This is a genomic window from Austwickia chelonae, from assembly GCF_003391095.1.
In the GTDB taxonomy this organism is placed as follows: domain Bacteria; phylum Actinomycetota; class Actinomycetes; order Actinomycetales; family Dermatophilaceae; genus Austwickia; species Austwickia chelonae_A.
The window spans coordinates 3,431,615-3,455,271 of sequence record NZ_CP031447.1; the positions used below are offsets into that span (position 1 = coordinate 3,431,615).

Annotated in this window: 19 protein-coding genes; 7 read left to right on the forward strand and 12 right to left on the reverse strand. The window is 67.0% G+C overall.

Annotation, left to right across the window (positions count from 1 at the left end):
• Positions 1-93: 93 nt before the first annotated feature.
• Positions 94-1,890: a choline dehydrogenase gene (betA, locus tag DX923_RS15100; RefSeq protein WP_116115915.1), complete on the reverse strand. Its 1,797-nt coding sequence runs from the start codon at positions 1,888-1,890 to the stop codon at positions 94-96.
• Positions 1,887-4,187 carry an aldehyde dehydrogenase family protein gene (locus DX923_RS15105; protein ID WP_116115916.1) on the reverse strand — a complete coding sequence of 767 codons (2,301 nt, stop codon included), beginning with the start codon at positions 4,185-4,187 and terminating at the stop codon, positions 1,887-1,889. The genes betA and DX923_RS15105 overlap by 4 nt, the downstream gene beginning before the upstream one ends.
• Positions 4,188-4,548: 361 nt before the next feature.
• On the opposite strand from DX923_RS15105, the gene DX923_RS15110 reads away from it, so the two are divergent.
• Positions 4,549-5,076: a PH domain-containing protein gene (locus tag DX923_RS15110; protein ID WP_205413061.1), complete on the forward strand. Its 528-nt coding sequence runs from the start codon at positions 4,549-4,551 to the stop codon at positions 5,074-5,076.
• On the forward strand, positions 5,073-6,722 hold the full coding sequence (locus DX923_RS15115) for a PH domain-containing protein (protein WP_116115917.1): 1,650 nt from the start codon (positions 5,073-5,075) through the stop codon (positions 6,720-6,722). The genes DX923_RS15110 and DX923_RS15115 overlap by 4 nt, the downstream gene beginning before the upstream one ends.
• Positions 6,723-6,803: 81 nt before the next feature.
• Here DX923_RS15115 and DX923_RS15120 read toward each other — a convergent pair whose 3' ends face one another.
• The 3 genes from DX923_RS15120 to DX923_RS15130 all read right to left on the reverse strand — a co-directional run bounded on the left by DX923_RS15120 (position 6,804) and on the right by DX923_RS15130 (position 10,994).
• Positions 6,804-7,127, reverse strand: a complete 324-nt coding sequence (locus DX923_RS15120) for a GIY-YIG nuclease family protein (protein WP_162873054.1) — start codon at positions 7,125-7,127, stop codon at positions 6,804-6,806.
• 382 nt (positions 7,128-7,509) lie between these two features.
• Positions 7,510-9,951 carry a DUF917 family protein gene (locus DX923_RS15125; protein WP_162873055.1) on the reverse strand — a complete coding sequence of 814 codons (2,442 nt, stop codon included), beginning with the start codon at positions 9,949-9,951 and terminating at the stop codon, positions 7,510-7,512.
• Between the two features lie 98 nt (positions 9,952-10,049).
• A complete protein-coding gene (locus tag DX923_RS15130; RefSeq protein WP_116115920.1) occupies positions 10,050-10,994 on the reverse strand; it encodes a nucleoside hydrolase in 945 nt (314 codons plus the stop codon).
• Positions 10,995-11,097: 103 nt separating this feature from the next.
• Here DX923_RS15130 and DX923_RS15135 point away from each other — a divergent pair, with 103 nt between their 5' ends.
• From DX923_RS15135 to DX923_RS15155, 5 genes are all read left to right on the forward strand, one after another.
• Entirely contained in the window at positions 11,098-12,129 is a 1,032-nt protein-coding gene (locus tag DX923_RS15135) for a LacI family DNA-binding transcriptional regulator (RefSeq protein WP_162873056.1), read from the forward strand.
• Between the two features lie 97 nt (positions 12,130-12,226).
• Positions 12,227-13,087: a GNAT family N-acetyltransferase gene (locus tag DX923_RS15140; protein ID WP_116115922.1), complete on the forward strand. Its 861-nt coding sequence runs from the start codon at positions 12,227-12,229 to the stop codon at positions 13,085-13,087.
• Between the two features lie 314 nt (positions 13,088-13,401).
• Positions 13,402-13,617, forward strand: a complete 216-nt coding sequence (locus tag DX923_RS15145) for a hypothetical protein (protein ID WP_116115923.1) — start codon at positions 13,402-13,404, stop codon at positions 13,615-13,617.
• 356 nt (positions 13,618-13,973) lie between these two features.
• On the forward strand, positions 13,974-14,942 hold the full coding sequence (locus DX923_RS15150) for a DMT family transporter (RefSeq protein ID WP_116115924.1): 969 nt from the start codon (positions 13,974-13,976) through the stop codon (positions 14,940-14,942).
• A gap of 105 nt (positions 14,943-15,047) precedes the next feature.
• Entirely contained in the window at positions 15,048-15,488 is a 441-nt protein-coding gene (locus tag DX923_RS15155) for a hypothetical protein (protein WP_116115925.1), read from the forward strand.
• A 46-nt stretch (positions 15,489-15,534) separates the two neighbouring features.
• Here DX923_RS15155 and DX923_RS15160 read toward each other — a convergent pair whose 3' ends face one another.
• The 7 genes from DX923_RS15160 to kdpC form a co-directional block, all read right to left on the reverse strand.
• Positions 15,535-16,395 (reverse strand): alpha/beta fold hydrolase, encoded by an 861-nt coding sequence (locus DX923_RS15160; protein ID WP_116115926.1) that lies wholly within the window; start codon positions 16,393-16,395, stop codon positions 15,535-15,537.
• 179 nt (positions 16,396-16,574) lie between these two features.
• Positions 16,575-17,675, reverse strand: a complete 1,101-nt coding sequence (locus DX923_RS15165) for a DUF418 domain-containing protein (RefSeq protein WP_162873057.1) — start codon at positions 17,673-17,675, stop codon at positions 16,575-16,577.
• Positions 17,676-17,798: 123 nt separating this feature from the next.
• On the reverse strand, positions 17,799-18,443 hold the full coding sequence (locus DX923_RS15170) for a response regulator transcription factor (protein ID WP_116115928.1): 645 nt from the start codon (positions 18,441-18,443) through the stop codon (positions 17,799-17,801).
• Position 18,444: 1 nt separating this feature from the next.
• Positions 18,445-19,764 carry a sensor histidine kinase gene (locus DX923_RS15175; RefSeq protein WP_162873058.1) on the reverse strand — a complete coding sequence of 440 codons (1,320 nt, stop codon included), beginning with the start codon at positions 19,762-19,764 and terminating at the stop codon, positions 18,445-18,447.
• 50 nt (positions 19,765-19,814) lie between these two features.
• Positions 19,815-20,498: a response regulator gene (locus DX923_RS15180; RefSeq protein WP_116115930.1), complete on the reverse strand. Its 684-nt coding sequence runs from the start codon at positions 20,496-20,498 to the stop codon at positions 19,815-19,817.
• Position 20,499: 1 nt separating this feature from the next.
• Complete coding sequence (locus DX923_RS15185; RefSeq protein WP_240322661.1) at positions 20,500-23,079, reverse strand: sensor histidine kinase; 2,580 nt, start codon at positions 23,077-23,079, stop codon at positions 20,500-20,502.
• Complete coding sequence (gene kdpC, locus DX923_RS15190; RefSeq protein ID WP_116115932.1) at positions 23,069-23,653, reverse strand: potassium-transporting ATPase subunit KdpC; 585 nt, start codon at positions 23,651-23,653, stop codon at positions 23,069-23,071. The genes DX923_RS15185 and kdpC overlap by 11 nt, the downstream gene beginning before the upstream one ends.
• Positions 23,654-23,657 lie beyond the last annotated feature (4 nt).

The window sequence follows — 23,657 nt, forward strand, 5'->3', positions numbered from 1 at the left end:
CTCCTTCAGGACATGGATTTTCGCCTGGCAGTCCGCCCCTGCCGACCGGGACGGCGCTCTGGTCGAGCGCCGTCCCGGTCGTGGGCGAGCCGCTCACGCCTGCGCCCCTGCCTCCCGCAGGTTCGCTGCATCGGGGACGGCCGAGGACTCCCGCGCTAGGCGCACACTCGCCGCGGATGGCAGCTCGGTACGCGCATCCCAGGCGTTATTGCGCGGGTCGCCTGCCGGGTACAGCGGCATGCCTTCACCGTGGCGGTAGAAAGGTGCCTCGATCGCGGGCAGAGGAGTGTTGCCCATGATCAGGTCCGCGGCCTTCTCGGCGACCATCATCACCGGCGCGTAGATATTGCCGTTGGTGACATAGGGGAAGACGGAAGCGTCGACGACGCGCAGCCCTTCAACCCCGTGCACCTTCATCGTGGCCGGGTCGACGACGGACATCCCGTCGGTACCCATCTTGGCCGTGCACGACGGGTGCAGCGCGGTCTCGGCATCCTTGGCGACCCAGTCGAGGATCTGCTCGTCGGTCTCCACCTCATGTCCGGGAGAGATCTCCCCACCGCTGAAGGCCGCGAAGGCCGGCTGCTCCAGGATGTCCCGGGCCGCGCGCACCATCTCGATCCATTCGCGACGGTCGTTCTCGGTCGACAGGTAGTTGAACTGGATCGCCGGGTGCTCGAAGGGGTCGGTCGAACGGATCTTCAAGGTTCCCCGGCAGTCGGAGTACATCGGACCGATGTGCACCTGGTAGCCGTGCTCACTGGCCGGCTTCGACCCGTCGTACCGGATCGCGATCGGCAGGAAGTGGAACATGAGGTTCGGGTAGGCGACCCCGTCATTGCTGCGGATGAAGCCGCCGGCCTCGAAGTGGTTCGATGCGCCGACACCGGTGCGACCGAAGAGCCACTGGGCGCCGATCATCGGTTTGTACTTGTGCGCCAAGTACGGGGCGATGGACACCGGCTGGGTCGCGGCATGCTGGATGTACACCTCGAGGTGGTCCTGCATGTTCGCGCCCACACCAGGCAGATCAGCGACCGGGTCGATGCCCAGTTTCGCCAGTTCGTCCGCTTGGCCGATCCCGGCGAGCTGCATCAGCTGCGGTGAGTTGAAGGCGCCACCGCACAAGATGATGTCGCCGGCCAGCGCAGTGTGCTTGAAGCGGCCTGCACGGACGTAGTCGACTCCGATGACCCGGTTGCGGTGCATCCGCAGCCCGGTGACCTGGGCAAGTGTCTCCACGACGAGGTTTTCACGCTTGCTCACCGGGTGCAGGTAGGCCCGTGCTGCGGAGAGCCGACGGCCACGATGCACATTGCGGTCGAACTTCGCGAAGCCCTCCTGCCGGTAGCCGTTGACATCGTCGGTCAGCGGGTAACCGGCCTGCTGGGCGGCCTCGAAGAAAGCACCGAACAGCGGGGTGTTGGCCGGCCCACGCTCGAGAACCAGTGGCCCCGAGCCGCCACGCCAGGAGTCTGCTCCGGCGAGGCAGTTCTCCATACGTTTGAAGTAAGGCAGGCAGTGGGCGTAGTCCCAGTCCTGCATCCCGGGGTCCTTCGACCACCGTTCGTAGTCCATCGGGTTACCCCGCTGGAAGATCATCCCGTTGATGCTGGAGGAGCCACCGAGCACCTTGCCCCGCGCATGGTAGACGCGGCGCCCGTTCATGTAGGGCTCCGGCTCCGACTCGTACTTCCAGTCGTAGAACCGGCTGCCGATCGGGAAGGGCAGTGCGGCGGGCATGTGGATGAAGGGATCCAGCTTGCTGTCGTTCCGGCCTGCCTCGAGGACGAGAACGCTGGTACCGGAGTCGCTGCTGAGGCGGTTGGCGAGGGCGGAGCCGGCGGAACCGCCGCCGACGATGATGTAGTCGTACTGGGTCATACTCATCCGTGGTGCTCTCTCTCGTCGTCCTTGGTAGTGATGGCGGCGGGGTCGGCATTGGCCGGGGTGCTCTTCGGGACCGGACTGAGCGGAATCGGCAGGTCTGCGAGATTGGCCACGACCGGGATGTCGACCAAGCTGGTGACGACCGGGATGTCGACCCGGCTGGTGGTGGTGGCCGAGTCGACGAGGATCGATCGGCCGGACTTCCCGGCGAAGGCTTCGGTCACCGACGGGGTGGCTGTCACCTTGTCCTTCTCCGGTTCAGGAGCTGACTCCGGTGACTCGCTCGTGACATCTGCGTCTGCGGCAGGCTCCTCGGCGGGTTTTTCGGCCGACTCCTCGGCCAGATCCTCAGCCGACTCCTCGGCCGATGCCTCGGCAGGAGGTACTTCAGGTCCGGGTTCAGGGGTTTTCGACGGTTCCGTCGTTTCTGCCCTGTCGACGTCGACGTCGGCGGCGGGCACATCGGCCTTCCCGACTTCCTCAACGGCGGGCTCACCTGCCGGATCGGACGATTCCGGCTGCTCGGCCGGTTTCTCCGGCTCGGAGGACGGCTCGGTCACCGGAGGTACCGCCACCGGCAGCGGCTGCGAAAGCAAGGCGTCCGACAGCGGGGGCACGGCCAGGGGCTCGATGATGGGCATGGGACCGGACAGCGGTCCGAGCTCGGGTTCAGGAGCCCGTTTCGGTGCCGGTTCGGCGTCCAGGGTCGGCGCGGTCACCGCTATCGCGGTCGAATCGTCCTTCTCCGCGGTCTCCGGCTGCCCCGTTTCCTTCTTCTCCGGCTCCGTCGTCTCCTTGGCCACCGGCTGGGGGTTCTCGAACCATCCGGCCGGAGCAGGGTCGATGTTGTGCCAGATGTGCTTCGTCTCGCGGTATTCCTCAAGCCCGGCGAGGCCGAGTTCACGGCCGATCCCCGACTGTTTCATCCCACCCCACTCGGCCTGCGGGACGTAGGGGTGGTAGTCGTTGATCCATACGGTGCCATGGCGCAGACGGCGGGCGACCCGCTCGGCGCGGCCGGCGTTCTCGCTCCAGACTGCTCCGGCGAGACCGTAGATGGTGTCATTGGCCAGGGCGATGGCGGCGTCCTCGGCTTCACGGCCGGTGGCACCGCTGAAGGTCTCCACGGTGAGTACCGGGCCGAAGGACTCCTCCTGGACGCAGCGCATCCGGGTGTCGCACCCGTCGAGGATGGTCGGCAGGTAGTAGAAGCCGTCCTCGTAGCGGGGGCTCTCCGGGCGTTTTCCACCGACGCGCAGGACAGCGCCTTCGGCCAATGCGGCCTCGACATAGCGTTCGACCTTCTCGCGGTGGGCTGCGCTGATGAGCGGGCCGGTCTCCGCGGCCGATTCGAAGGGTCCGCCCAGCCGGATGGCCTCGGCACGCCGGACGAGTTCGTCGACGACCTGGTCGTGGATCGATTCCTCGACGATGAGTCGTGCCCCGGCGGAGCAGACCTGGCCGGAATCGAGGAAGACGGCGGTGAGCGCATTGTCGATGGCGGCCGGCAGGTCGGCGTCGGCGAAGATGACATTCGGGTTCTTGCCGCCGAGTTCGAGGGCGACCCGTTTCACGGTGCCTGCGGCGGCGGCCATGATGGTCTTCCCCGTGGCCAGGCCCCCGGTGAAGGAGACCAGGTCCACATCGGGTGATTCGACGAGTGCTGCACCGACCGTGGCACCCGGGCCGAGAACGAGGTTGGCGACACCGGCGGGAAGCCCCAGGTCGTCGAGCGTCCGCATCAACCAGATCGCGCTGGAGGGGGTCAGCTCACTGGGCTTGAGGACGAAGGTGTTGCCTGCGGCGAGCGCGGGTGCGACTTTCCAGGCGGTTTGCAGCAGGGGGTAGTTCCAGGGGGTGATCAGGGCGCAGACGCCGACGGGTTCGTGGACGATGCGGCTGCTGACGTTGGGGTTGCCGGTGTCGACGACTCGTCCGCCGTCGGCTTGGGCGAGCGCGGCGAAGTGGCGGAAGACGGAGATGATGTCGTCCATGTCGAGTTGTGACTCGACGAAGCGTTTCCCGGTGTCGAGGGATTCGAGTTCGGCGACGTGGTCGCGGTCGTGTTCGAGTTGGTCGGCCACGGCGTGGAGGAGGCGCCCACGGTCGGTGGAGGTGACGGCGGACCATTCATCGTTGTCGAAGGCGCGGCGGGCGGCGGCTACGGCGAGTGCCGCGTCTTGAGCGTCGCCTTCGGCGACCTCGGCCACTTGGCGTCCGTCGGCTGGGCAGTGGATGGTTCGGGTGTCGCCGGACGCGGCTTCCACCCACTGCCCATTGATGAAGTGTTCTGTCATGTGGGCTCTTTCGTTGAACTATCAGGGTTTTGTTCTAAAACCTAGCGAGGCTGCTGGTCGGGCGTGTCGAGATGACCTCGATGGGTTCCGGTGCTGGATATGCCCGGATTTCATGCCTGAGCCATGGGATGGCCAGGCCTTTTCAGGAGGTGGCGGCGGAGGATGTCGTCGCCATATACGTCGATCTTTATGTGAGATATATCTCTCTAGATCAAGGTCTCACATAGACACAGGTCGCCTGGTCCACCGTACGCCGGTGCCGAGAGCGACTCACGCTCGGGGAGCGTTGAAGAACCCCCCGGAACGACCTGCCACCCGATAATCTCGAGCTTACGTATTTCACCGTATTGAAGGCGGCGTCATGGACAACGAGCAGTCGACCCTGAACGGTCCACCCCTTGCGGGTTTCGCTCTTCGTCTGCCTCGGCATCGTGCCCATCCTCGGGCTCGACACATGTGGCGGACGCGCGCAGCCCTGTCCTGGCTGTTCCTGGTCGTCCCGTTGGCGGGTGCTGTCTGGCTGTTCGAGAACTTCCGCGGGTGGACGGTCTATGCCCTGATCGTCGCATCGGTCTGCGCGGTGGCCCATGTCGTGGTCATGCCGGAGTGGCGGTATCGGGTGCACCGGTGGGAAACCGATGACATCGCTGTCTACACGCGGGCCGGTTGGCTGACGCAGACCTCCCGGATAGCGCCGATCACCCGTATTCAGACGGTCGACAGCAAGTACGGGGTCATCCATCGTCTGTTCGGTCTGGGCAGTTTCACGGTGACCACGGCGAGCGCGAGCGGGTCGTTGGAGATCGACGGCCTGGAACGGCAGGTCGTGGAGGAGCTGGTCAGCCGGTTGACCTTGGTGACCTCGCAGGATCCGGGTGATGCGACATGAGTGAGGAGAGGTCCGAGGAGCCTGTGGGCGGGGTGCTTGAGAGCGAGCTTCCTCCGGCGGTGGGGGACACTCCGTGGAAGCGGCCGGCTTTGCGTCGGTTGGTGATCCTGCCGATCACGAATGTGACGGACTGGCTATTCCCTCTGCTGCCGTTGGTGATCTTCGCCTGGACCAGTGGCGGGGTGATGCTGTGGTTGTTGTTGGCGGCGCCATTCGTGCTGCTGGCTAGGGGTGCAGCGTCGATCTTCTTCACCCGTTATCGCATTCATGCGGGTCAGTTCTTGGTGAAGAGGGGGGTGTTGAACAAAGAGGTCGCCACGATCCCGTTGGAGAGGATCCGCACGGTCGACGTGGAGGCGTCGCTGCCGAGTCAGCTGCTGGGGATCGCGGATCTGTCGGTCAGGACGGGCGGTGCGACGGCGACGGAGCTGAAGGGGGTGGTTGCGGCGCATGCCCGCGAGCTGCGGATGACCTTGCTGTCCAGTCGGCTCGCTGCGGCCGGCATGTCGGGTTCACAGGCCGGGGGAAGGCGTGCACCGCACGATGCGCAGAGCGGCGGGGCCACGGCCGCTGGCGTATTCCCTGCCCCGGACGAACCGGAGCGGACGTTGCTGTGTCGGCTGGACCCGACGTGGGTGTTGTTGGCGCCGTTCAGCCTGAGCGGGTTCGGCGCGCTCGCCGCAGCATATTACTTCGGGTCGAAGTTGATGGAGGAGAAGCGGCTCGCAGAGCTGTTGTCGCCGTGGTTGGAGTCGGCCCGGGAAGGCACCTTACGGATCGACCCGGTGGCGCTCTGGGTGGGTGGCGGGTTACTTCTGCTGGTCCTGGCAGTCGTGTTGTCGATGGTTCTGTACGTCTTCGCGCATTGGAACTATCAGTTGACGCGGGACGGTGACGGCGGCCTGCATGTGACTCGGGGGTTGACGACCTCACGGGCGACGGTCATCGAGGAGTCACGGATGCGGGGGGTGGTCCTGGAGCGTCCGTTGTTCTTGTCGATCGCCCGCGGCGGGCAGGCCAAGGCACTGGTCACCGGTGGCATGACCTCCGGTCAGGAGGTCGCGGACGCCGTATCGGGCGCAGTGATGCTGGTTCCGCCGGCGCCCTTGTCGGTGTCGCGCAGGGTCCTCGCCGAGGTCCTGGACGATCCTCGGCCGTTGGAGGTCACTGCGGTGGGTCACGGCCCGGCGGCACGGCGGCGGCGATGGTTCAGGGCGTTGTCGCTGCCGGTCGTTGTGGCTCCGGTCCTGGCCGTGGGCTGTTGGCGGTGGGGGTGGCCGGTGTGGCTGTTCGCGATCGTGGGCGCGCTGGTGGTCGTCCAGTCCTGGCTGGCCTGGTTGCGGAACCGTCGTCTCGGCCATGCGCTCGTGCCGGGGTATCTGGTGTCGGACCAGGGGACAGCACCTTTCTCCCGGTCGGTGGTGAGGGTTCGGTCGATCATCGGTTGGCAGGTCACGGAGACCTGGTTCCAGCGTCGCCGGGGCCTGGTCACCTTGTCCGCGCTGGTGGCCTCCGGGCTGGGGGCCGTGCAGGTGATCGATGTACCCAAGGAGGAGGCTGTACGCCTCATCCGGGAAGCGACCCCGGGAATGGCCGATGCCTATCTGGTGATGGCCGAAGAGTCTTCACCGGCCCTTTCCAGCTGACTCCTCTCGTTGACCGCTGCCGGACATGACGAAGCCCCGGCCGCAGCCGGGGCTCGAACACGTGATCAGCAGATCGGAGGATCAGTAGGCACGACCTTCGTCCAAACCGAGCTGATCGACCCACAGGTCGCGCAGCTCCTCGAGGTCGCCGGACAGCATGTCCCCACAGTCCTCCGGGGGGATCTCGTCATGAACGGCGAAGTCGAAGGACTCCGCGCCATGAGTATCCCAGTCGGCCTGCATCGCCTGATTGGGATGCAGGTTGTTCGACAACTGCACTCGGTGGCTGTCGAGCGCCCCCACCAGATGGTCGGTGCACCCGACGTACGCCTTCCCCGTGCGGCGGCAGCTGATGCTGTAAACGCCGGCTCTGGGGTTGAAGCCCTCGAACGCGTGTTCATTCATATGCCCCGGCATGATCCCCTCCTCGTACAGCGTCCGTCGTTCAGACGCAGCCGGCAGAACCTTCTCAACGCTAAACCGCTCGCTCTCAAGCCTGTCGGCCACCCCCCGCAAGCGCGGCGGACGGGTGGTGTACGCCGTCGGACGGCACAGGCCACAGGTCGTCGACCGAGAGTCGTTCCAGCGGTCGAGCCGCCAGCCTGCCACGGCAGACGTCTCGGAAAGAGAGCGCCGGACACCCTGCTGGTGGTCGGCGTGTCGCTGCCGTGGCACCGGCTTGTTCTCAGCTGGACAAAAAGGAGGAAGCCCTGCGACCAGTACTGATCGGAGAAAGAACCCATAGGGGAGGTTCCATCGGTCCCGACCTGGAGAAGGTCACCGAGGGTCAACGAACCCCGAAGGGTTCCTCGTCGAAGACGACCTTCTCGAAAGGCACATAGTCGATGTCGAATCCGAAACTACGCGGACCGAACAGCTCGACCCCCGCCGGGGTCTTCCACGGCTCGGGCGCCGGAAGCGCGAAGACCACGTACTCCCGGTCCGGGGCATAGTTCGGGTTCGTCACCGGTTGGCCGTCGGCCTCCACCACGCACAACAGGTCGGGCACGGTGACATCGACGATGCCGTCCCGGGAAGAAACCAGGTACTCGTTCTTGAACCACATCTGGTACCGCGAACCGGAGTAGGAGCCGACCCCGCCGAACTCCACGTGTCCCACGGTGAACCCGCCCTGGTTCTGCCAGACCAGGTCGATCACCCGTCCGCGGAAACGCACCGCGCCCCCGCCCACGGCGGCGAGCGCTTCTGCGACATCCGCGCCCGAGGCCCGGGCCATCCGCAGAGCCTCCCCCATCGCGAGCGCTTTGGAGATCGCTCCAGGGATGACGACGTCACGCAGGTCGGCTCCGCGGATCGGGTGAGAAGCCACGCCGATCTCGTCGCCGCTGGCCACGGCCATCGCCCGGACGAGGGCTTCGGCCCGGGTGTCTCCGCCGACCTTGCTGAGCAGGGCGACATCGCCTTGGGCTGTGGCCACGGCCAGGGGCGCGATGGGTACGCCGTACATGGAGAAGGTCGAGTGTTGAAGTTCGGGCACCGATCGGCCGGCCGGGTCGGCGTCGACCAGGACGATGCCGAGTTCGACGGCGACGTGGACGGCGTCGGCGGTGTTCTCCGCTCCGAGTTCGGTGGAGATCACCCCGTGGAAATGCAGCCCGAGGTAGTCCTCCAAGGCGATGAACGAGGCCAAGGCGCTGGTATCACCGGTGGGGGTGGTGGATTTCCCGCCGGTAGCCGCACCGGCGGCGTAGGGGCAGGCGATCCATTCGTCGTCGGGTAGCTCTTGCAGTGAGGCCAGCCGGAGGGGGCGTCCGCTCTCGAGGTGGGGGCGGACGGTCTCCAGTCCTCCGGCGAGGGAGCCGCCGCCGCCGGTGCCCAGGACGCAGGCTCCGGTGATGAGGTCGGTGATCTCGACGGGGCCCAGTTCTCGGACCGGTTCGCGGCGTGGCATGGGGCCGGTCTGTCCACCTCGCCGGTGTCGTCCCCCGCCGTCGGCTGTGGTGTCGGGGGCGGGCGGGGCTGGCCAGATCCGTCCCAGGGCGAGGTCGGTCGCGGCGGCGGCGACCATGCCGAAGAGGATCGGTACGCCGAAGGTGACGAAGTGTCCGATGGCGACGCCTACGGCCCAGGCGATCATGCCGGGGATGCGGAATCCGGGGACGGCGCGCCATTGCTGGGGTGATCCACGGCCGCGCAGCCAGTAGTCGGCGATCATGACTCCGCACAGCGGGGTGACGACGACGCCGAAGGTCTCCATGATGACGAGGAAAAGCCCGAGGACGTCGAAGCAGGCTGCGATGATACCGATGATGCCGCAGCCGATGGTGGCGGCGGCGCGGAAGCTGTCGGGCAGGCCGAAGAGTTTGACGGCGTTGATCCCGGCGGAGTAGGCGTTCCCGGCGTTCGCGGCCCAGGTCGACATGACGACGGCGACGACGCCGAGGACGGGGATGCCGAGTTTGACGAAGATCCCGGCGAGATCGGGGGTCTTGGCGATGACGCCGAGCGCGGCCCCGGCGCACAGGGCCATGACCCCGGCCGGGAGGATGCCCACCGTCGTTGCGAGGGCGACGTGTCGGCGGGAGCGCTGATAGCGGTTCGTGTCGGCGGCGGTGACCGCGCCGACGGCGTAACTACCGACGACCACGGCGACGGCGGAGGCCAAGGTGCGCCCGCCGGTGGGGGTGTAGTTGAGCAGGGGGCCGAATCCGTGGGAGGACAGCGCAAGATACGTGCTGTAGGCGCAGACCCCGATCATCAGGGGGACGCCGACCATGTTCAGGTACTTCAGGCCTTGGAAGCCCAGTACTGCGGTCGACAGCATGACCAGGCCCCAGCCGATGACTGCGGCCGTCGTCGGCACGGGGATGCCGAGATGGTTGGTCAGCAGTGCGGCGAAGGTGACCCCGCAGATGTGGGCGTTGATCGCGAACCAGCCGACGGTGGACGCGGCGAGGATCGTCGAGACGATCCATCGGCTGCCTTGTTCTCCGAAGGCTGAGGTGGCGACTTCCACGGAGGGGACTCCCAGGTCCCGTCCTTGGATCCCTTGGGGGATGGCCAGGGCGACGATGACGGCGTAGCCGATGACACCGGCGAGCACCACGTAGGTGAGTGGTAGGCCGAGTGCCAGCTGTGCGCCGGTGATGAGGCCTGACACCGACACCAGGTAGCCGGCTTGGATTGCGGCTACGGAGGACCAGTGTTGTCGCTGTTCAGGGGGAACACGCGCCAACGCGATCGATTCGACAGCCTTCGACTTGGACATCTGACCACCTCGCATTCGGCGCAGTCTAGGGCGAGGTTCGTTGTGGGAGGAAGAATTTCGCTCCTGGTGGAGGTCCGGCGAAGGCCCGGGCGGGCCGCTCAACCCGGGTCACCGATGTGCTCCAAAGCCTGCTCGACGAGCTGCCAGAACCGGTCCCGGTCCAGCTCCAGGGCCACCTGTGTCGGACATCCCGGTGGCGCCGGCGCACGTAGGTCGACCACCGTCATCCCGAGGGTGTGGGTACCGGTGGTCTCGACGACGACGGGTGCCGGGACGGCTCGCACGACGTCGGGGGCGATGACGTGGGCGACGGCGCACGGGTCGTGCACGGGCGGGTGCTCGAAGCCGAAGACGTCCCGGTAGGTGCGGCCGAAGAAGTCGAGGAGTTCCCCGGTGAATCGGGCCGGGCCGGTGTCGAGGGCGGTGATCCGGGCGTGGACGTCGGGGGTCGCCAAAGCCTGGTGGGTGACGTCGAGACCGACCATGACGACTGGCCATCCAGCGGTGAAGACGATCGCAGCGGCTTCGGGGTCGACGACGATGTTGTACTCGGCGACGGGGCTCCAGTTGCCGATGTGGACGCCGCCTCCCATGAGGACGACCTTCTTCACCCGCGGGACGATGCGAGGTTCTTTGCGGGCGGCCAGGGCGATATTGGTGAGGGCGCCGGTGGGCACCAGGGTCACGGCGCCCGGGTCATGCGCCATGACCAGGTCGATGATCAGGTCGGCGGCGTGACGTTCGTCGAGGACGATCTCGGGTTCGGGTAGTACGGGACCGTCCAGTCCGGTGTCGCCGTGGATGGTCGGTGCATGTTCGACCTCTCGCATCAGCGGCCGTTCGGCCCCGGCGGCGAAGGGGACACCGGTGATCCCGGCGACGCGGGCGACGGCGAGGGCGTTGCGGGTGACCTTCGCCAGGCTCTGGTTGCCGGCGACGGTGGTGACGGCGAGGAGGTCTATCGCGGGGTGGCCGTGGGCCAGCAGGAGCGCGATGGCGTCGTCGTGGCCGGGGTCGCAGTCGAGGATGATCTTCTCCGGCATGTCCTGGCTCCCTCGTCGGCTCGGGCCCTCATCGTGGGCCACCGGATCGGGACGGGTCAACCGCTTGACAGTTTTGTCTGATGTGGTGGGCTAACCTGAAAAGGTGCCTCATTCCCGCCGCGTCAGTGCCGCGATGGTGGCGGAGCGTGCCGGGACGAGCGTGTCGACCGTCTCCTTGGTGGTGAACGGCAAAGCGGCAGGCCGGGTGTCGGCGGAGAAGGCGCAGCAGGTCTGGGACGCCGTGGACGAGCTGGGCTATGTGGTCGATCATGCGGCGAGTTCGCTGGCCAGCGGGCGCAGCGACCTGATCGTCCTGATCGCTCCCGATCTGTGGAATCCGTTCTTCGGTCAGGTGATTTCCGGGATCCGAAGCGTGCTGGTGGGCCGCTACCGACTGTTGTTGGCCGTGCCGGAGCGTCAGGGATTGCCCTCGGCGGAGGATCTGCGAAGGGTGGCGGCGATCCGCCCGGCGGGGCTGCTCACCTATGCGCCTGAACGTGGCCTGGTGGATGTCTTGGGTCAGTTCTCGCATCCGGTGGTGCTGATGGATGCGCCCGGGGTGCGGTCCTCCGACGTCGGGGTGACCGGCGACCCGGTGGACGTGGTGAATTTCGATCTGTCTCCCGGGGTCGATCAGTTGGTCGACCATCTGTGGTCGGCAGGTCACCGGACGGTCGCCTATCTGGACTCCTTCACGGGTTCGGCGACATTCACCTTGCGGCAGGAGTTGTTCCGACGGTCGTGTCTGCGCCGGAAGATACGCGTCCTGGACGAGGTCTTCCACGTCGACATGGAGATGGAGTCGTCGGTGGCGGCGGTTCGGCAGGCGCTGCCGCGGTGGTCGGAGGCGGGGGCGTCGGCGGTGGTGGTCGCCAATGACACGATCGCCTACGGCGTGTTGGCTGCCGCGGCCGAGGCCGGGGTGCGGGTGCCGGAGGACCTGGCGGTGGCCGGGTTCGACGATCTTCCGACGTCGATGGTCTGCGCTCCTGCCCTGACGAGTGTGAGTCTGCCCGGGCACGGCCTGGGCGAGGCGGCGGCGAGACGGTTGCTGGAGCGGGTCGAGGGACGTCCGTCCGGGCAGGTTCCGGTATTGCCTGCGGATCTGGTCGTCCGAGCCAGCAGCGGCAGCTGAGCCGACCGACAGACGGGGGGGAATCACCCGCCGGAGGCGTTGCCCCTGGGTTTCCGATATGCGGAGATGCTGCACAGCCCGTACCTAGGATGCTTCCATGACCTTGCAGTTCCGTGAGACCAGCAATCCTGCCGAATTTCTTTCTGTCTTAGATGATTTCCTCTCCAAGGAGGGGTTGCTGTGTTCGATGCTCGTGACAACAGCACACCGGTCACTCGCCTCGGACCCTCCCCAGCCCTGGCACTTGTGGTGGTGGGTCTGCGAGGACGGCGTCCCAGTGGGTGCGGCGATACTGGCCCACCCCGGTAGGCCTTATCTGGCTCTGCGCCGCGCCGATGTTGCGGAGGCCTTCGCCCGTCGATTGTCCGACCACTGTGCGGAGCATGATCATCCGTTGCAGGGCGTGCACGGACTTGCCATTGCCACGCAGGCCTTCGCCCGAGTCTGGATCGAGCGTCATGGCGGTACGGCTAGTGAGGGACGTCAGGATTTTTGCTACGAGCTTGCTGGTCCAGTGGCCGCGACCGACGATGTGGCCGGTCGAGCGCGGCGCGCGACGCTTGAGGACCTTCCCTGGTTGAACGAGTGGGGGCAGGATTTTCTTCGCGACATCGGTGACCACGGTGTCCCGGCGAACACCATGGGCGGCATGGTCAGCACCGGGCGGGTGCTGCTCTGGGAGTCCGGGGGCGTCCCGGTGGCCATGGCTTTCGCCACTCCGGAGTTCAAGGGGCGCTCACGGATCGGTTGGGTGTACACCCCTGAGGTCCATCGTGGGCACGGATACGGGCGGGCCGTCACCGCTGCGGTTGCCCGGATGATCCATGAGGAAGGCGGTCGGGCGCACCTGTTCGCCGATGTCACCAATCCGACGCCCAATCGTATCTACCGGGAACTCGGTTTCGTCGCGACGCACGGAAAGCAGTCCGTTCTCTTGGAATTCATCCAGTTGGGTTGAGCCGACCGGACGTCCGACTTCTGGTCGAAAAAGTTGTCCGGGAGTTCTCCAGTACGACCGTCCGAGGCCGAAAAGAACCTGCGGTATATCGCACACTTCCGAACCGGACACCCCGCGGGATGTGAAAAGACTTACAGCGCAAAGAAACTCCCAGAATTACCCGGTGGCATCCAGGGACACTGGCTATGGTCACCTTGTCGGACGAGCGTCCAGTACGCCCGACCGATCGTGCGCCGGCCAGGGGGCAGGCACACGGAAGGACCAGGACGGTGAAGCTCACCGGCCAGGTCTGATGCCACGGAAGGAGAGGTCTGATGACCCTTGTCGAGTTGATGTCGGCCCCTGCGGTACCCCTGGGGCCCGCCACGCCCGCCCAACGCCTCACCGAACTCGCGATCAGCGGCGGACTCGCCGTCCGACTCCGCGTCGCCGACCACCCGAACACCGACCAGGAGACCCTCGACCTCCTGGCCCGCGACCCCGACAGCGCGGTGCGCGACATCGCCCTGCGCAGGCTCGCCCTCACCTGACCCGGCCATCCCCCGACCCTCAGGCAGGTCGACTCACGGCCAGAGTCCAGCGCCGCATCAGGCTGCCTTAAGCAGCTCACGATGTACTTCTTCCAGGGAAGCCCGCCACCTCGCAGTGCCTCCGAGAATGGCGAACCCTCGGCTTCCCGCACGCTCTCGCCCCTCGCAGATCCTCCCCCGACTCCTGCGTGGGGCGAGTTCTTTTTCCTGAAATACATACGGGCTCAACGTTTCTGCCGCATCTCCAGGTGGCATACAGCGGTCTCATTACACTGAAAAAGGTCGGACGGCCGTCCTTGACGACCGCCCGACCGTCATGTCCGACCGGTCCTCCCGGCCGTGGAATGCCACGAGCCGTGAGACCCTTCCGAAACGAGCCCGACCTTGTCGACCCGACCCCACAAGTCGACCTCAGCACGCCCGTGATCACTGTTCTGCTGCTTTCGCTCGCCTCAGCGGCCTCGGCGGCCTGCTCCACCGTGGCCAAACACGCCAGCGCCCAGCGCCCCACCCCGGAGAGCCGTTTCGCCCAGGCGCTGCCACCCCTCCTGGCGACGATGATCGCCAGCCCGCTCTGGCTTCTCGGCCTGGTCTTCGACGTGGGCGGCATCATCCTCCAAGTACTGGCCTTGCGCTACGGCGACATCTCCGTGGTCCAGCCGGTGCTGACCGCCTCCCTGCTGATCGCCTTGATCCTGAGCCGGTGGGTCTCCCGCATCCGCATCCGTAAGACCGAGATCGCATGGGGCCTCTGCTTGATCGCCGGGCTGGTGATCTTCCTGGCCTCCTCGGGGTCCTTCGGCTCCCACGGCGGAGAAGGCATCGGACGGACAGCGCCCGGCGTCACCCTCGGCGTGATCTCCCTGGTCGGTTGCGCCTTCTGCGCGGAGGTGGCTCGTCGTTCCACCGGGCGGCATCGCGCGCGGGCCCTGGCGGTCATCGTGGCGGTGCTGTACGTGGCGATGGCCGGGTTCATCAAGTCCAGCAGCCGCATCTTCGACGTGGAGGGACCCCTGTCGATGCTGCTCTCCTGGCAGCTGTGGGGCCTGGTCATCTGCGCGGCGACCGCCATGATCTGTCAACAGGTCGCCTACAGCGCCGCGCCTCTGGCCCAGAGCCAACCCGTCGTCGCTGCGCTCGACCCACTCTTCGCCGTCCTGCTGGGCGTCGTGGTCTACGGAGAGATGCTGCGTTACGGCCCGATGGACCTGATCGCTGAAGCCATCGGCCTCTCTCTGCTGCTGTCCGGGGTGGTAGGCATCAGCCGCATCTCTGCCGATCAAGAGGACCCTCGACCGGAAACGGTGACGCTCGCGCCGAGATGACCGGTTCACGCAGATCACGGGGATAGCCTGAGATCGAAAGGTCAGGTCAGATCCCTACCTGACCGATGTCTGCGGCTGCGGGCATTCCGCGACGGAGGTCGACCGGTGACGTACTCCGAGTTCAGCGAGCACCAGCATGAGAACAAAGCGGCCTGCCTCAAAGCTGCTTTCTGGCTGTACCTGGTGGCCGCGGTGATGTTGGCCTACATCGGGGCGCAGTCGCACCGGACGGGCAAGCCCTACCCCGGCATCGTCTACCTACCGATGGTCTCCTACTCCCTCGTCACGATCCAGTTGATCGTTCGGGCCCGTAGAGGCCAGATGTGGCCGCTGTCGGAACCCCCGGATCACGCCCCGATCTATCTCTGGGGAGTGGCACCGGCCTTCGGCCTGATCTGGCTGCTGACGACGGTCCCGAATCCACCTTCCTGGATCGCCCTACTGGCGGCGGTGCTGTCCATCGGGCCCATTCAGTGCCTCTTCATCGACATCGGGCTCCCCGGCTGGCGCTGGCAACGCAAGCGCCCCGGGAAACAGGACGGCTGAGCCCGCACGCCAACGCAGGCCCCGACCCACGGCGGACCCTCAGGACTCAGACCACGGCGGACAAGACCGCCGAAGCCACCTCCTGCGGATGCTTCTCCGGCAGCCAATGATCGGCATCGAGCTCCACGAAACGGTACGGAGCATCCACGTACTGTCCTGTCCGATGGGCGGCAGCTCGTCCCAGGTAGGCGTCCCGCCGCCCCCAGACGTACGTCGTCGGCACCCGCACCGGCCCCAGCACCGGGGCCACATCCGGCGCCGGACGAGCCCACCTTCCCCGGTACCAGGCCAGACCGCCCCGCCACCCCTCCTCGGTGAGCAGACGAGAACGGTAAGCCTCCTCCTGCGCTGCCGGAAGACCGAAGCCGGACAACCCCCGACGGCGCACCCGCGCCGCCAGCAGACGCTCCGGCAACACCGGCACCTGCACCGCCGCCATGTACCAACTCTTCAACGCCTGGGTGGAATGCCGCATCGCCCACGCCAACGCCGCCGGATGCGGAGTGGACAGCACGGTCAACCGCGACACCCTCCCCGGGTGACGGGTCGCCAGCTCCCAGGCCAGCGCCCCACCCCAGTCATGCCCGACGACGTGCGCCCGATCCACACCCGCCTGGTCCAGGAGCGCCAGGACGTCCTCGGCCAGTACCTCCAAGCGGTACGCCGAACGTCCCTGCGGCCGCGCCCCCGGCGAATAACCTCGCAGATCAGGAGCCAACACACGGAAGCCCCCGTCGACCAGCAACGGAGTCACGCCTGTCCAGGCCCGCGAATCCTGCGGAAAACCATGCAGGAGCACTGCCGTCCTGGCCGCCCCCTGCATGCCCTGCGTACCCAGCATGCCGTCCACATCACCGGCGCTGTCCCTGACGTCGAAGACCAAACCGTCCCTTGTGAACTGCCTCATAGGGATACTCAACCAAGTTCCAGCAGGCAGTGGACAGGGAACCCCTGAAAAGTCGGGGCCACCCGGTCCTCCACCCGGATGGCCCCGACCCCGTCGAGTCCAGACACGCCACGCCAGCGACCTGTCTGCACAGGAACTGTCGACGGGTCCGGTGATCGACAGTTCCACCCCGACAGGCCTCAGTGCCTGGCGATCCCTGCCCAGGTCAGCCTCCGCCAAAGCTCTTCCATCGGCCCCTGCGAACGCCAAGCCAGCCAAGCTGTGCTCCATGCCCACTGCACCACGAGGGTGGCGGCGCACGCCCACATCGTGGCGTACCAGACGTCTGAGCCGCTGTCCGCAAGCCCCAAGGGGCCGAGCAGGTTGACGAAGGCCAAGATCGACAAGGTCGCCGTGAGGTAGTTCGTGAGCGCCATCCGCCCCAGCGGCGCGAAGACCGCGGTCAACACGCGCCGCACCCCCGGAATGCCCATCGCTGCGATCACCACAGCCGCGTAACACACCGCCATCAAGGCTCCAGCGACATGGGACTCCTTCGTGTAGCCGACATTGGCGGCGTTGAGCAACTGCCAACGCGCCATCGTCACCGCGAACGGCAGGGTCACGAAGAGCACCACCCAGCCGATCCAGGGGCGACGGTCCAACACCTGCGGGATCCCGTACAGGGTCATGGTGAAACCGAGTAGGAAGAAGCCAGGAATAGCGGCAATACCACCGTAATAAGCACCTGCCGGCACCAGCACCGATGCACCGGCCAGGACCAGCCAGCGCGGCAGCCAGGTGCTGGGAACCAAAAGGGTCAACGCTGCGATCGAGTAGAAGAGCAGCGCCTCACCCGGTTGCAAGAACTGGTGGCCCAGCCCCAGCACGCCCAGGACGACGATGCGCTGAAGAAGAGCCCGGCGAGGCTGGGCCGACCGATTCCGGGCGCTCAACCACATCAGGCCGAAGCCCAGCCCGAACAGCCAGCAGAAGATGGGGAAGAACCGTTCCTGCACCCACAGGGCGAGGAACTCCTTCAACGGTTCGGGCATGGACCCGACGTCGTCATTGGAGGTCCACATCAGTATCCGGCAGTTCACGAAGATGATCCCGCACAGTGCCACCCCTCGCAGCACGTCCATCCACCCCATGCGTGAGGTGTGCGCTGAGCGTTCGGCCAAAGCCCGACCGGCACCGGTACCCGGCATGTCCTCCGACGTGGATGTCACTTCCCCAGGCAGTTCGCCCCCCGAAACCGGACCGGCGGCATCCCGGCCGGACATACGCATCGCTGTCATGTCCTCAAGCGTCGTCGGAAGCGCCGCTACGGCGCTCCGGCCGAAGGAACGATCTTCCTCAGGGCGCATCAGCCGAACAGCCGATCCCCCGGCGTGTGGGACAGCTCGCCTCGTCCGCCGAGTTCAGACCACCGATCCCGACTCCCACATGCGGGCCGCGATCTCCACCCGGTTCCGCACGCCCAGCTTCGTCTGGATGCTCCCCAGGTGGGTCTTCACCGTGCTCAACGAGATGACCAGTTCCTCCTGGATCTCCGCATTGGTCGCCCCGCGGGCCACCAGGCGGGCCACCTCGCGTTCCCGGTCGCTGAGCGAAGCCACCGACTGCACCACGTCCGGCGGAGCCTGCACCGCGGCTCCCCGTGTCCGCTCCAAAAGCGGCACCAGCAGCTTCGGCGAGATCAGAGCCTCCCCCGATGCGGCCGACCGCACCGCCGCGACCAACAACTCCGGCCCGGCATCCTTCAGCAGAAATCCCTGCGCACCGTACGACAAGGCCCGGTCCACGTACTCGGTGTCCTCGAAGGTGGTCACCATCACCACTGCTGTCTGCTCCGACACCAGTCGGCACACCTCCAGGCCGTCCAGGCGCGGCATCCGGATGTCCAGCAGAGCGACCTCCGGCCGGTACCGGCGGATCGCCTCCACCGCTTCCACCCCGTCAGCGCACTGCGCGACGACGTCGACGCCCTCAGCCCGGTCGAGGATCAAACCGAAACCGATACGTACCATCTCCTGGTCGTCGGCCAGCACCACACGGATCGTCACATCACACCCCGTTATTCCTGCCCTGGCCGGACAGCCTCAGCCACCACCCCGGGCCTGCACCGTCGGGCCCCGCCCCCGAGGACGGCCCCGCACCACCTGTCGACATCGGCCCGCCGGCCGACCCTGTCTCGCCCAGCGGCAACTGAGCGACGACAACCCACCCTCCACTCTCGTCCGGTCCTGCCTCGAAGCGGCCGCCCAACACCCGGCAGCGTTCGGCCAAAGCCAACAGGCCGCTCCCATTCCCTTCCCCGGCACCAGCCGGTCGCACCCCGTCCTGTTCATCATCGTCCTGGGGCGGCGTGCCCCCCGAGTCGGCGACCCGGACCCACAGCTGGTCGCCGACGTCGGCGTCGACCCCGGTTTCCTCGCCCGCGATCCGGCAGACCTCCACGGCCACCCAATGCGCATCCGCTGCATGTCGACGCACATTCGTCAAGGACTCCACCACCACCCGGTGGGCGGTCAGCAGCACCGGGGCCGGGCAGCCGATCACCGACCCGTCATCCACCCGATCATCCACCCGTGCCTGCGTCGTCGCTGCGAAAGCCGCCACCGACTCATGGAACTCAGCCGCTCCCTGGGTGCTTGGTCGCAGCGCCGGAGCACCAGGTTCACGCAAGGCCGACACCATCGCCCGGATCTCGGTCAACGCCCGCGCCCCAGCAGCTTCGATCGCCCCGAACATCCGCGCATCCTGCTCGGAAGCTCCCGCGGCTGCCGCCTGGGCCAGGACCACGATGCCGGTGATCTCGTGGGCGACCACATCGTGCAATTCGCCGGCCATCTCCTGGCGCATCCGTGCCAAGGCCGACTGGCGGGCGACCTCCACCCGTAGGGTCGTGCTCCGCGCCTGCAACCCGATCGCGGTGGCAACGACCGATGACAGCGCCACCATCACCATCGCCAGCAGGACCTCGCTGTTTCCCCAGAACCCGACCGCGACCGTGACGACCGACAATGCCCCGGACCCGTACGCGACCGCCACCTGCCCCTTGGGCGCTTTCGGACCGTCGGTCCGGGCACACAACATCCCGGTCAAGATCACCGTCACCCAGTCGATGGTCGGCAGCCACCGGACGAGTTCTTCTTGGAACGCAGCAAAGACCACAGCCGTCGCCAGACCCGCCAAGGTCAACACGACCTCGCGGTCGGTCGGACGCATCGTGGGCCGGTCGTAGAGCTTCCGGACGAGCAATGCTCCGGCGATCCCTCCGGCCAGGTCCAGCAGGATCAGCGAAACCTGAGAGTGGGTGACCAAGGTGAGCAGGAAGGCCTGGACCGCCGGACCCACCGTGACCACGAAGAGGAGTTTCCTCACAGAGCCCGAGTGTAGGTCCCGTATCTACGCGCTTGACGTGAATCGGATGTTCAGGGCATCAGCCGGTAACCCTGACCGGGCTCGGTGATCAAGTGCACCGGGTTCGACGGCTCCGGTTCGAGTTTGCGGCGCAGCTGGTTCGCGAAGACCCGCAGATAGTTCGATTCCCGCCGGTAGGTCGGCCCCCAGACCTCCGCGAGCAGTTCGGTCTGCGTCACCAGATGCCCCGGCTCCCGGGCGAGAACGGACACGATCCGCCACTCGGTCGGGGTCAACCGGATCGGAGATCCAGCCGGGTCGACCGCACGACGTTCCGTGAAGTCCAGGACGAAATCCTGGCAGACGAACGGCGGCTGCCCGGAAAGCGTCTCGGCGTGAGCCCGACGCAATGCCGAACGGACCCGAGCCATCAGCTCGTCCATCCCGAAAGGTTTCGTGACGAAGTCGTCGGCGCCCAGGTCGAGCGCCTCCACCTTGTCGTCCGATTCGTGCCGGGCGGAGAGCACCACCACGGGGATGCTGCTGCGGCGACGCAACCAGGCCAGAACCTCGACACCGTCCCGGTCGGGAAGCCCCAGGTCGAGGATCACCAGATCGGGTTGATCCTCCGCGATGGCCCGCATCGCACTGCGGCCGTCCCCCACGATCTGCGGCTCGTACCCACGAGCCCGCAGGTTGATCCGCAAGGTACGGGCGATGGCCGGTTCGTCGTCGACGACGAGGATGCGAGTCATCTCAGCAACCGCCTTCCGACCGCCCGGCCTCGAGTTCCGGCCCCATCCGCACCGGCTCCCCCGGCAGGTCGATGGTCATGGTGAGACCGCCTCCAGGAGTGTCGTCGGCGGTGACCATCGATCCCATGCTCTCCGCCAGGCCGCGTGCCACCGCCAGCCCCAGCCCGACGCCGTCCCCCGCCGGGACATCCCCCTGCCGTTGGAAAGGCTGGAAGATCCGATCGTGTTCGCTCCGTGGCACGCCGGGCCCGCTGTCGATCACCCGCACCTGGGCACGCCCCCCGACCCGAGCCACGTTGACCACCACCTGAGAACTACGCGGAGCATGACGCAGAGCATTCTCCACCAGGTTCGCCACCACCCGGTCCAACAGCCCCGGGTCGGCATAGGCCAAACACTCCCCCTGCTCCCACAACGCCACCCGCTCCGGCGCCGAGGACTCCTGCACCGTCGCCTGCACCGCAGCCACCGCGTCGAAGACGACCCGGTGCGGTCGCATCGCCCCTGTCTCCAGTCGGGACAGGTCAAGCAGGTTCCCCACCAAGGAGTCCAGCCGGTCCGTGGATTCCTCGATCGCCGCCAGCAGCTCCGCTTCGTCCTCATCGTTGAAGACGACCTCGTCGCTACGCAGACTCGACACCGCTGCCTTCACCGCTGCCAGCGGAGTCCGCAGATCGTGCGAGACCGCCGACAGCAGAGCCTGTCGGGCCCGGTTGTCCTGGGCCAAGGAGATCGCCGCTGCTTCCTCCACCCGTAACCGTTGCCGGGTCAGTACTGCGGCCGCGTTGGCCGCATATGCCGTCACCAAGGACTGGTCCTCAGCACACAGTTCCCGTCCCGACAACACCAGGGTCGTCTCGTCGTCGACCTGTTCATGAACAGTCGCCCCGGCGATGTCGCCCACGGTGAATCCGCCCACCGATGCCAGCAGCCGCACCCGGTCGTCCCCGGTCCCGGAACGGGACGTCGGCGAATGCACCACCGCACCGGCCCTCATCCCGAACATGTCCAGACATTCCTGCAGCAACAGCGGCAGCGGCTCCGTCGAGGACAATATGGCGTGGGTGACCCGGGTCAGGCTGGCGGCTTCACGCTGCGCAGCCGCCGCTTCGGCGGCCCGGCGAGCGCTGTGGTGCACGACCGAGGCCACGGCCGCCGATACCAGCAGGTAGACCACCAGCAGGATCATGTTCACCGGTTCGGCCACGGTGAAGGTGCGCACGGGCGGGGTGAAGAACCAGTTGAGCAGCAGGGCCCCCAGCACCGAGCAGAGGAGGGCCGGTCCCAGCCCGCCCAGCAGCGCGACACCGACGGCGACCGCCAGGTACAACATCACGTCCAACGGCAGCTGGTGATATTCATGGGTCGCGACCAGCGCTGCGGTCAGCAGTGCAGGGGCGGCCACCGCGGAGGTCCACCCCATCCGTACTCGGGCCGGTCCCAGTCCTGCTCGGCGGCGTCGGCTCGCACCGCCTCCGGTGGCGGCCTGCGCGTGGGTGACCAGGTGTACGTCGATGTCGCCCGACCCGGCAACCACCCGGTCACCGACTCCTTCGGACCACAGGCGGGCCCATCGGCCACGGCTGCTCGCGCCCAGAACGATCTGGCTGGCGTTCACCCGCCGGGCGAAAGCCAGGATCGCTTCGCCGACGTCGTCACCGGCGACGGTGTGGAACTGTCCGCCGAGTTCTTGGGTGAGGGTGTGCCGGGCGGTGACTGTCGTCGCGTCCGAGCCGATCAGGCCGTCGCTACGTCGGACGTACACGGCGATCAGCTCGCCGCCGGCGCCGCGGGAGGCGATCCGGGCGCCCCGGCGGAGGACGGATTCCCCTTCGGGTCCTGCGGTCACGGCGACGACGACCCGTTCTCTGGCGGGCCAGGACGATCTGATCGCGTGATCGTCCCGGTAGCTCTCCAGTCGTTCGTCGACCCGGTCGGCGAGCCACAGCAGTGCCAGTTCGCGTAGTGCTGCGAGGTTTCCTGGACGGAAGTAGCTCGCCAGGGCGGCGTCGACCTTCTCCGCTTTGTACACATTGCCGTGGGCCATGCGCCGACGCAGGGATTCGGGGGACATGTCGACCAGTTCGATCTGGTCGGCCCGACGGACCACCTCGTCGGGCACCGTCTCCTGTTGGCGTACCCCGGTGATCGCGTGGACGGCGTCGTTCAACGACTCCAGGTGTTGGATGTTCACCGTGGAGACCACGTCGATCCCCGCCGTCAGGAGGACCTCGATGTCTTCGTAGCGGCGTCTGCGTGTCGATCCGGGCACATTGCTGTGGGCGAGTTCGTCGACGAGGGCGACCTGTGGGGCTCTGTCGAGCACGGCGTCGACGTCCAGTTCGGTGAACTCCACGCCCCGGTGGGTCAACACCTGCCGGGGCACCGTTTCGAGGCCTGAGGCCATCCGGGCCGTGTACGCCCGGTCGTGGGTCTCCACGAGGCCCACGACGACGTCGGCCCCTCGTTCGGCGCGGCGGTGTCCTTCACCCAGCATGGCCACGGTCTTCCCGACCCCGGGTGCCGCTCCGAGATAGATCCTCAGCGTCCCTCGTCGCATCTTCCGATTCTCACCCGGCATGCCGGTGAGCCTGCGCTACAGCGATGTTCAGTTCTAGAACGTTCACTCGGGGCTGTCCGAGGAAGCCCAGCGAGCGGCCCTCGACGTGGGCATCGACCAAGCCCTGCACCGCCGCCACCGGCAGCCCCCGCGCCGCAGCGACCCGCGGCACCTGCCAGCGGGCGTACTCCGGGCTGATCTGCGGGTCCAGGCCGGAGGCACTGGCGGTGAGCGCGTCTGCGGGGATGCCACCGGGCGCGTCGGGGTTCTCCCGTCGTAGTTCGTCGGCGCGGCGTTGCACGGCCCCTCGTTGTTCGGGCGACAGCGGTGACAGGTTGCTCCCTCCTGAACCCTCCCCGGAACGCCCGGGGTGTGAGGGCCGCGGCTGGAACCATTCGGCGCCAGGGCTGTCCTGGCCCAGGAGCGCGCTACCGGCGACCCGTCCCTCATGGACGACCGGTGAACCGTTCGCCCGGCCGGGCACCACCGTCTGCGCGACGGCGGTGATCACCAAGGGATAGACCACTCCTAGAAGAACCATGCAGCACAAGAGCATCCGCAGAGCGGCGCCCCACTGTCGTGACATTCCACGCATGTCG

What these genes read in the sequence shown, in the direction of transcription:
- DX923_RS15130 (WP_116115920.1), bottom strand. Translation starts at nt 10,994, where the DNA reads ATGCCGGAGAAGATCATCCTCGACTGCGACCCCGGCCACGACGACGCC.
- DX923_RS15160 (WP_116115926.1), bottom strand. Translation starts at nt 16,395, where the DNA reads ATGAGGCAGTTCACAAGGGACGGTTTGGTCTTCGACGTCAGGGACAGC.
- DX923_RS15110 (WP_205413061.1), top strand. Translation starts at nt 4,549, where the DNA reads ATGGACAACGAGCAGTCGACCCTGAACGGTCCACCCCTTGCGGGTTTC.
- DX923_RS15185 (WP_240322661.1), bottom strand. Translation starts at nt 23,079, where the DNA reads ATGCCGGGTGAGAATCGGAAGATGCGACGAGGGACGCTGAGGATCTAT.
- DX923_RS15125 (WP_162873055.1), bottom strand. Translation starts at nt 9,951, where the DNA reads ATGTCCAAGTCGAAGGCTGTCGAATCGATCGCGTTGGCGCGTGTTCCC.
- DX923_RS15115 (WP_116115917.1), top strand. Translation starts at nt 5,073, where the DNA reads ATGAGTGAGGAGAGGTCCGAGGAGCCTGTGGGCGGGGTGCTTGAGAGC.
- DX923_RS15145 (WP_116115923.1), top strand. Translation starts at nt 13,402, where the DNA reads ATGACCCTTGTCGAGTTGATGTCGGCCCCTGCGGTACCCCTGGGGCCC.
- DX923_RS15180 (WP_116115930.1), bottom strand. Translation starts at nt 20,498, where the DNA reads ATGACTCGCATCCTCGTCGTCGACGACGAACCGGCCATCGCCCGTACC.
- DX923_RS15120 (WP_162873054.1), bottom strand. Translation starts at nt 7,127, where the DNA reads ATGAATGAACACGCGTTCGAGGGCTTCAACCCCAGAGCCGGCGTTTAC.
- betA (WP_116115915.1), bottom strand. Translation starts at nt 1,890, where the DNA reads ATGAGTATGACCCAGTACGACTACATCATCGTCGGCGGCGGTTCCGCC.
- DX923_RS15105 (WP_116115916.1), bottom strand. Translation starts at nt 4,187, where the DNA reads ATGACAGAACACTTCATCAATGGGCAGTGGGTGGAAGCCGCGTCCGGC.
- DX923_RS15140 (WP_116115922.1), top strand. Translation starts at nt 12,227, where the DNA reads ATGACCTTGCAGTTCCGTGAGACCAGCAATCCTGCCGAATTTCTTTCT.
- kdpC (WP_116115932.1), bottom strand. Translation starts at nt 23,653, where the DNA reads ATGCGTGGAATGTCACGACAGTGGGGCGCCGCTCTGCGGATGCTCTTG.
- DX923_RS15165 (WP_162873057.1), bottom strand. Translation starts at nt 17,675, where the DNA reads ATGACAGCGATGCGTATGTCCGGCCGGGATGCCGCCGGTCCGGTTTCG.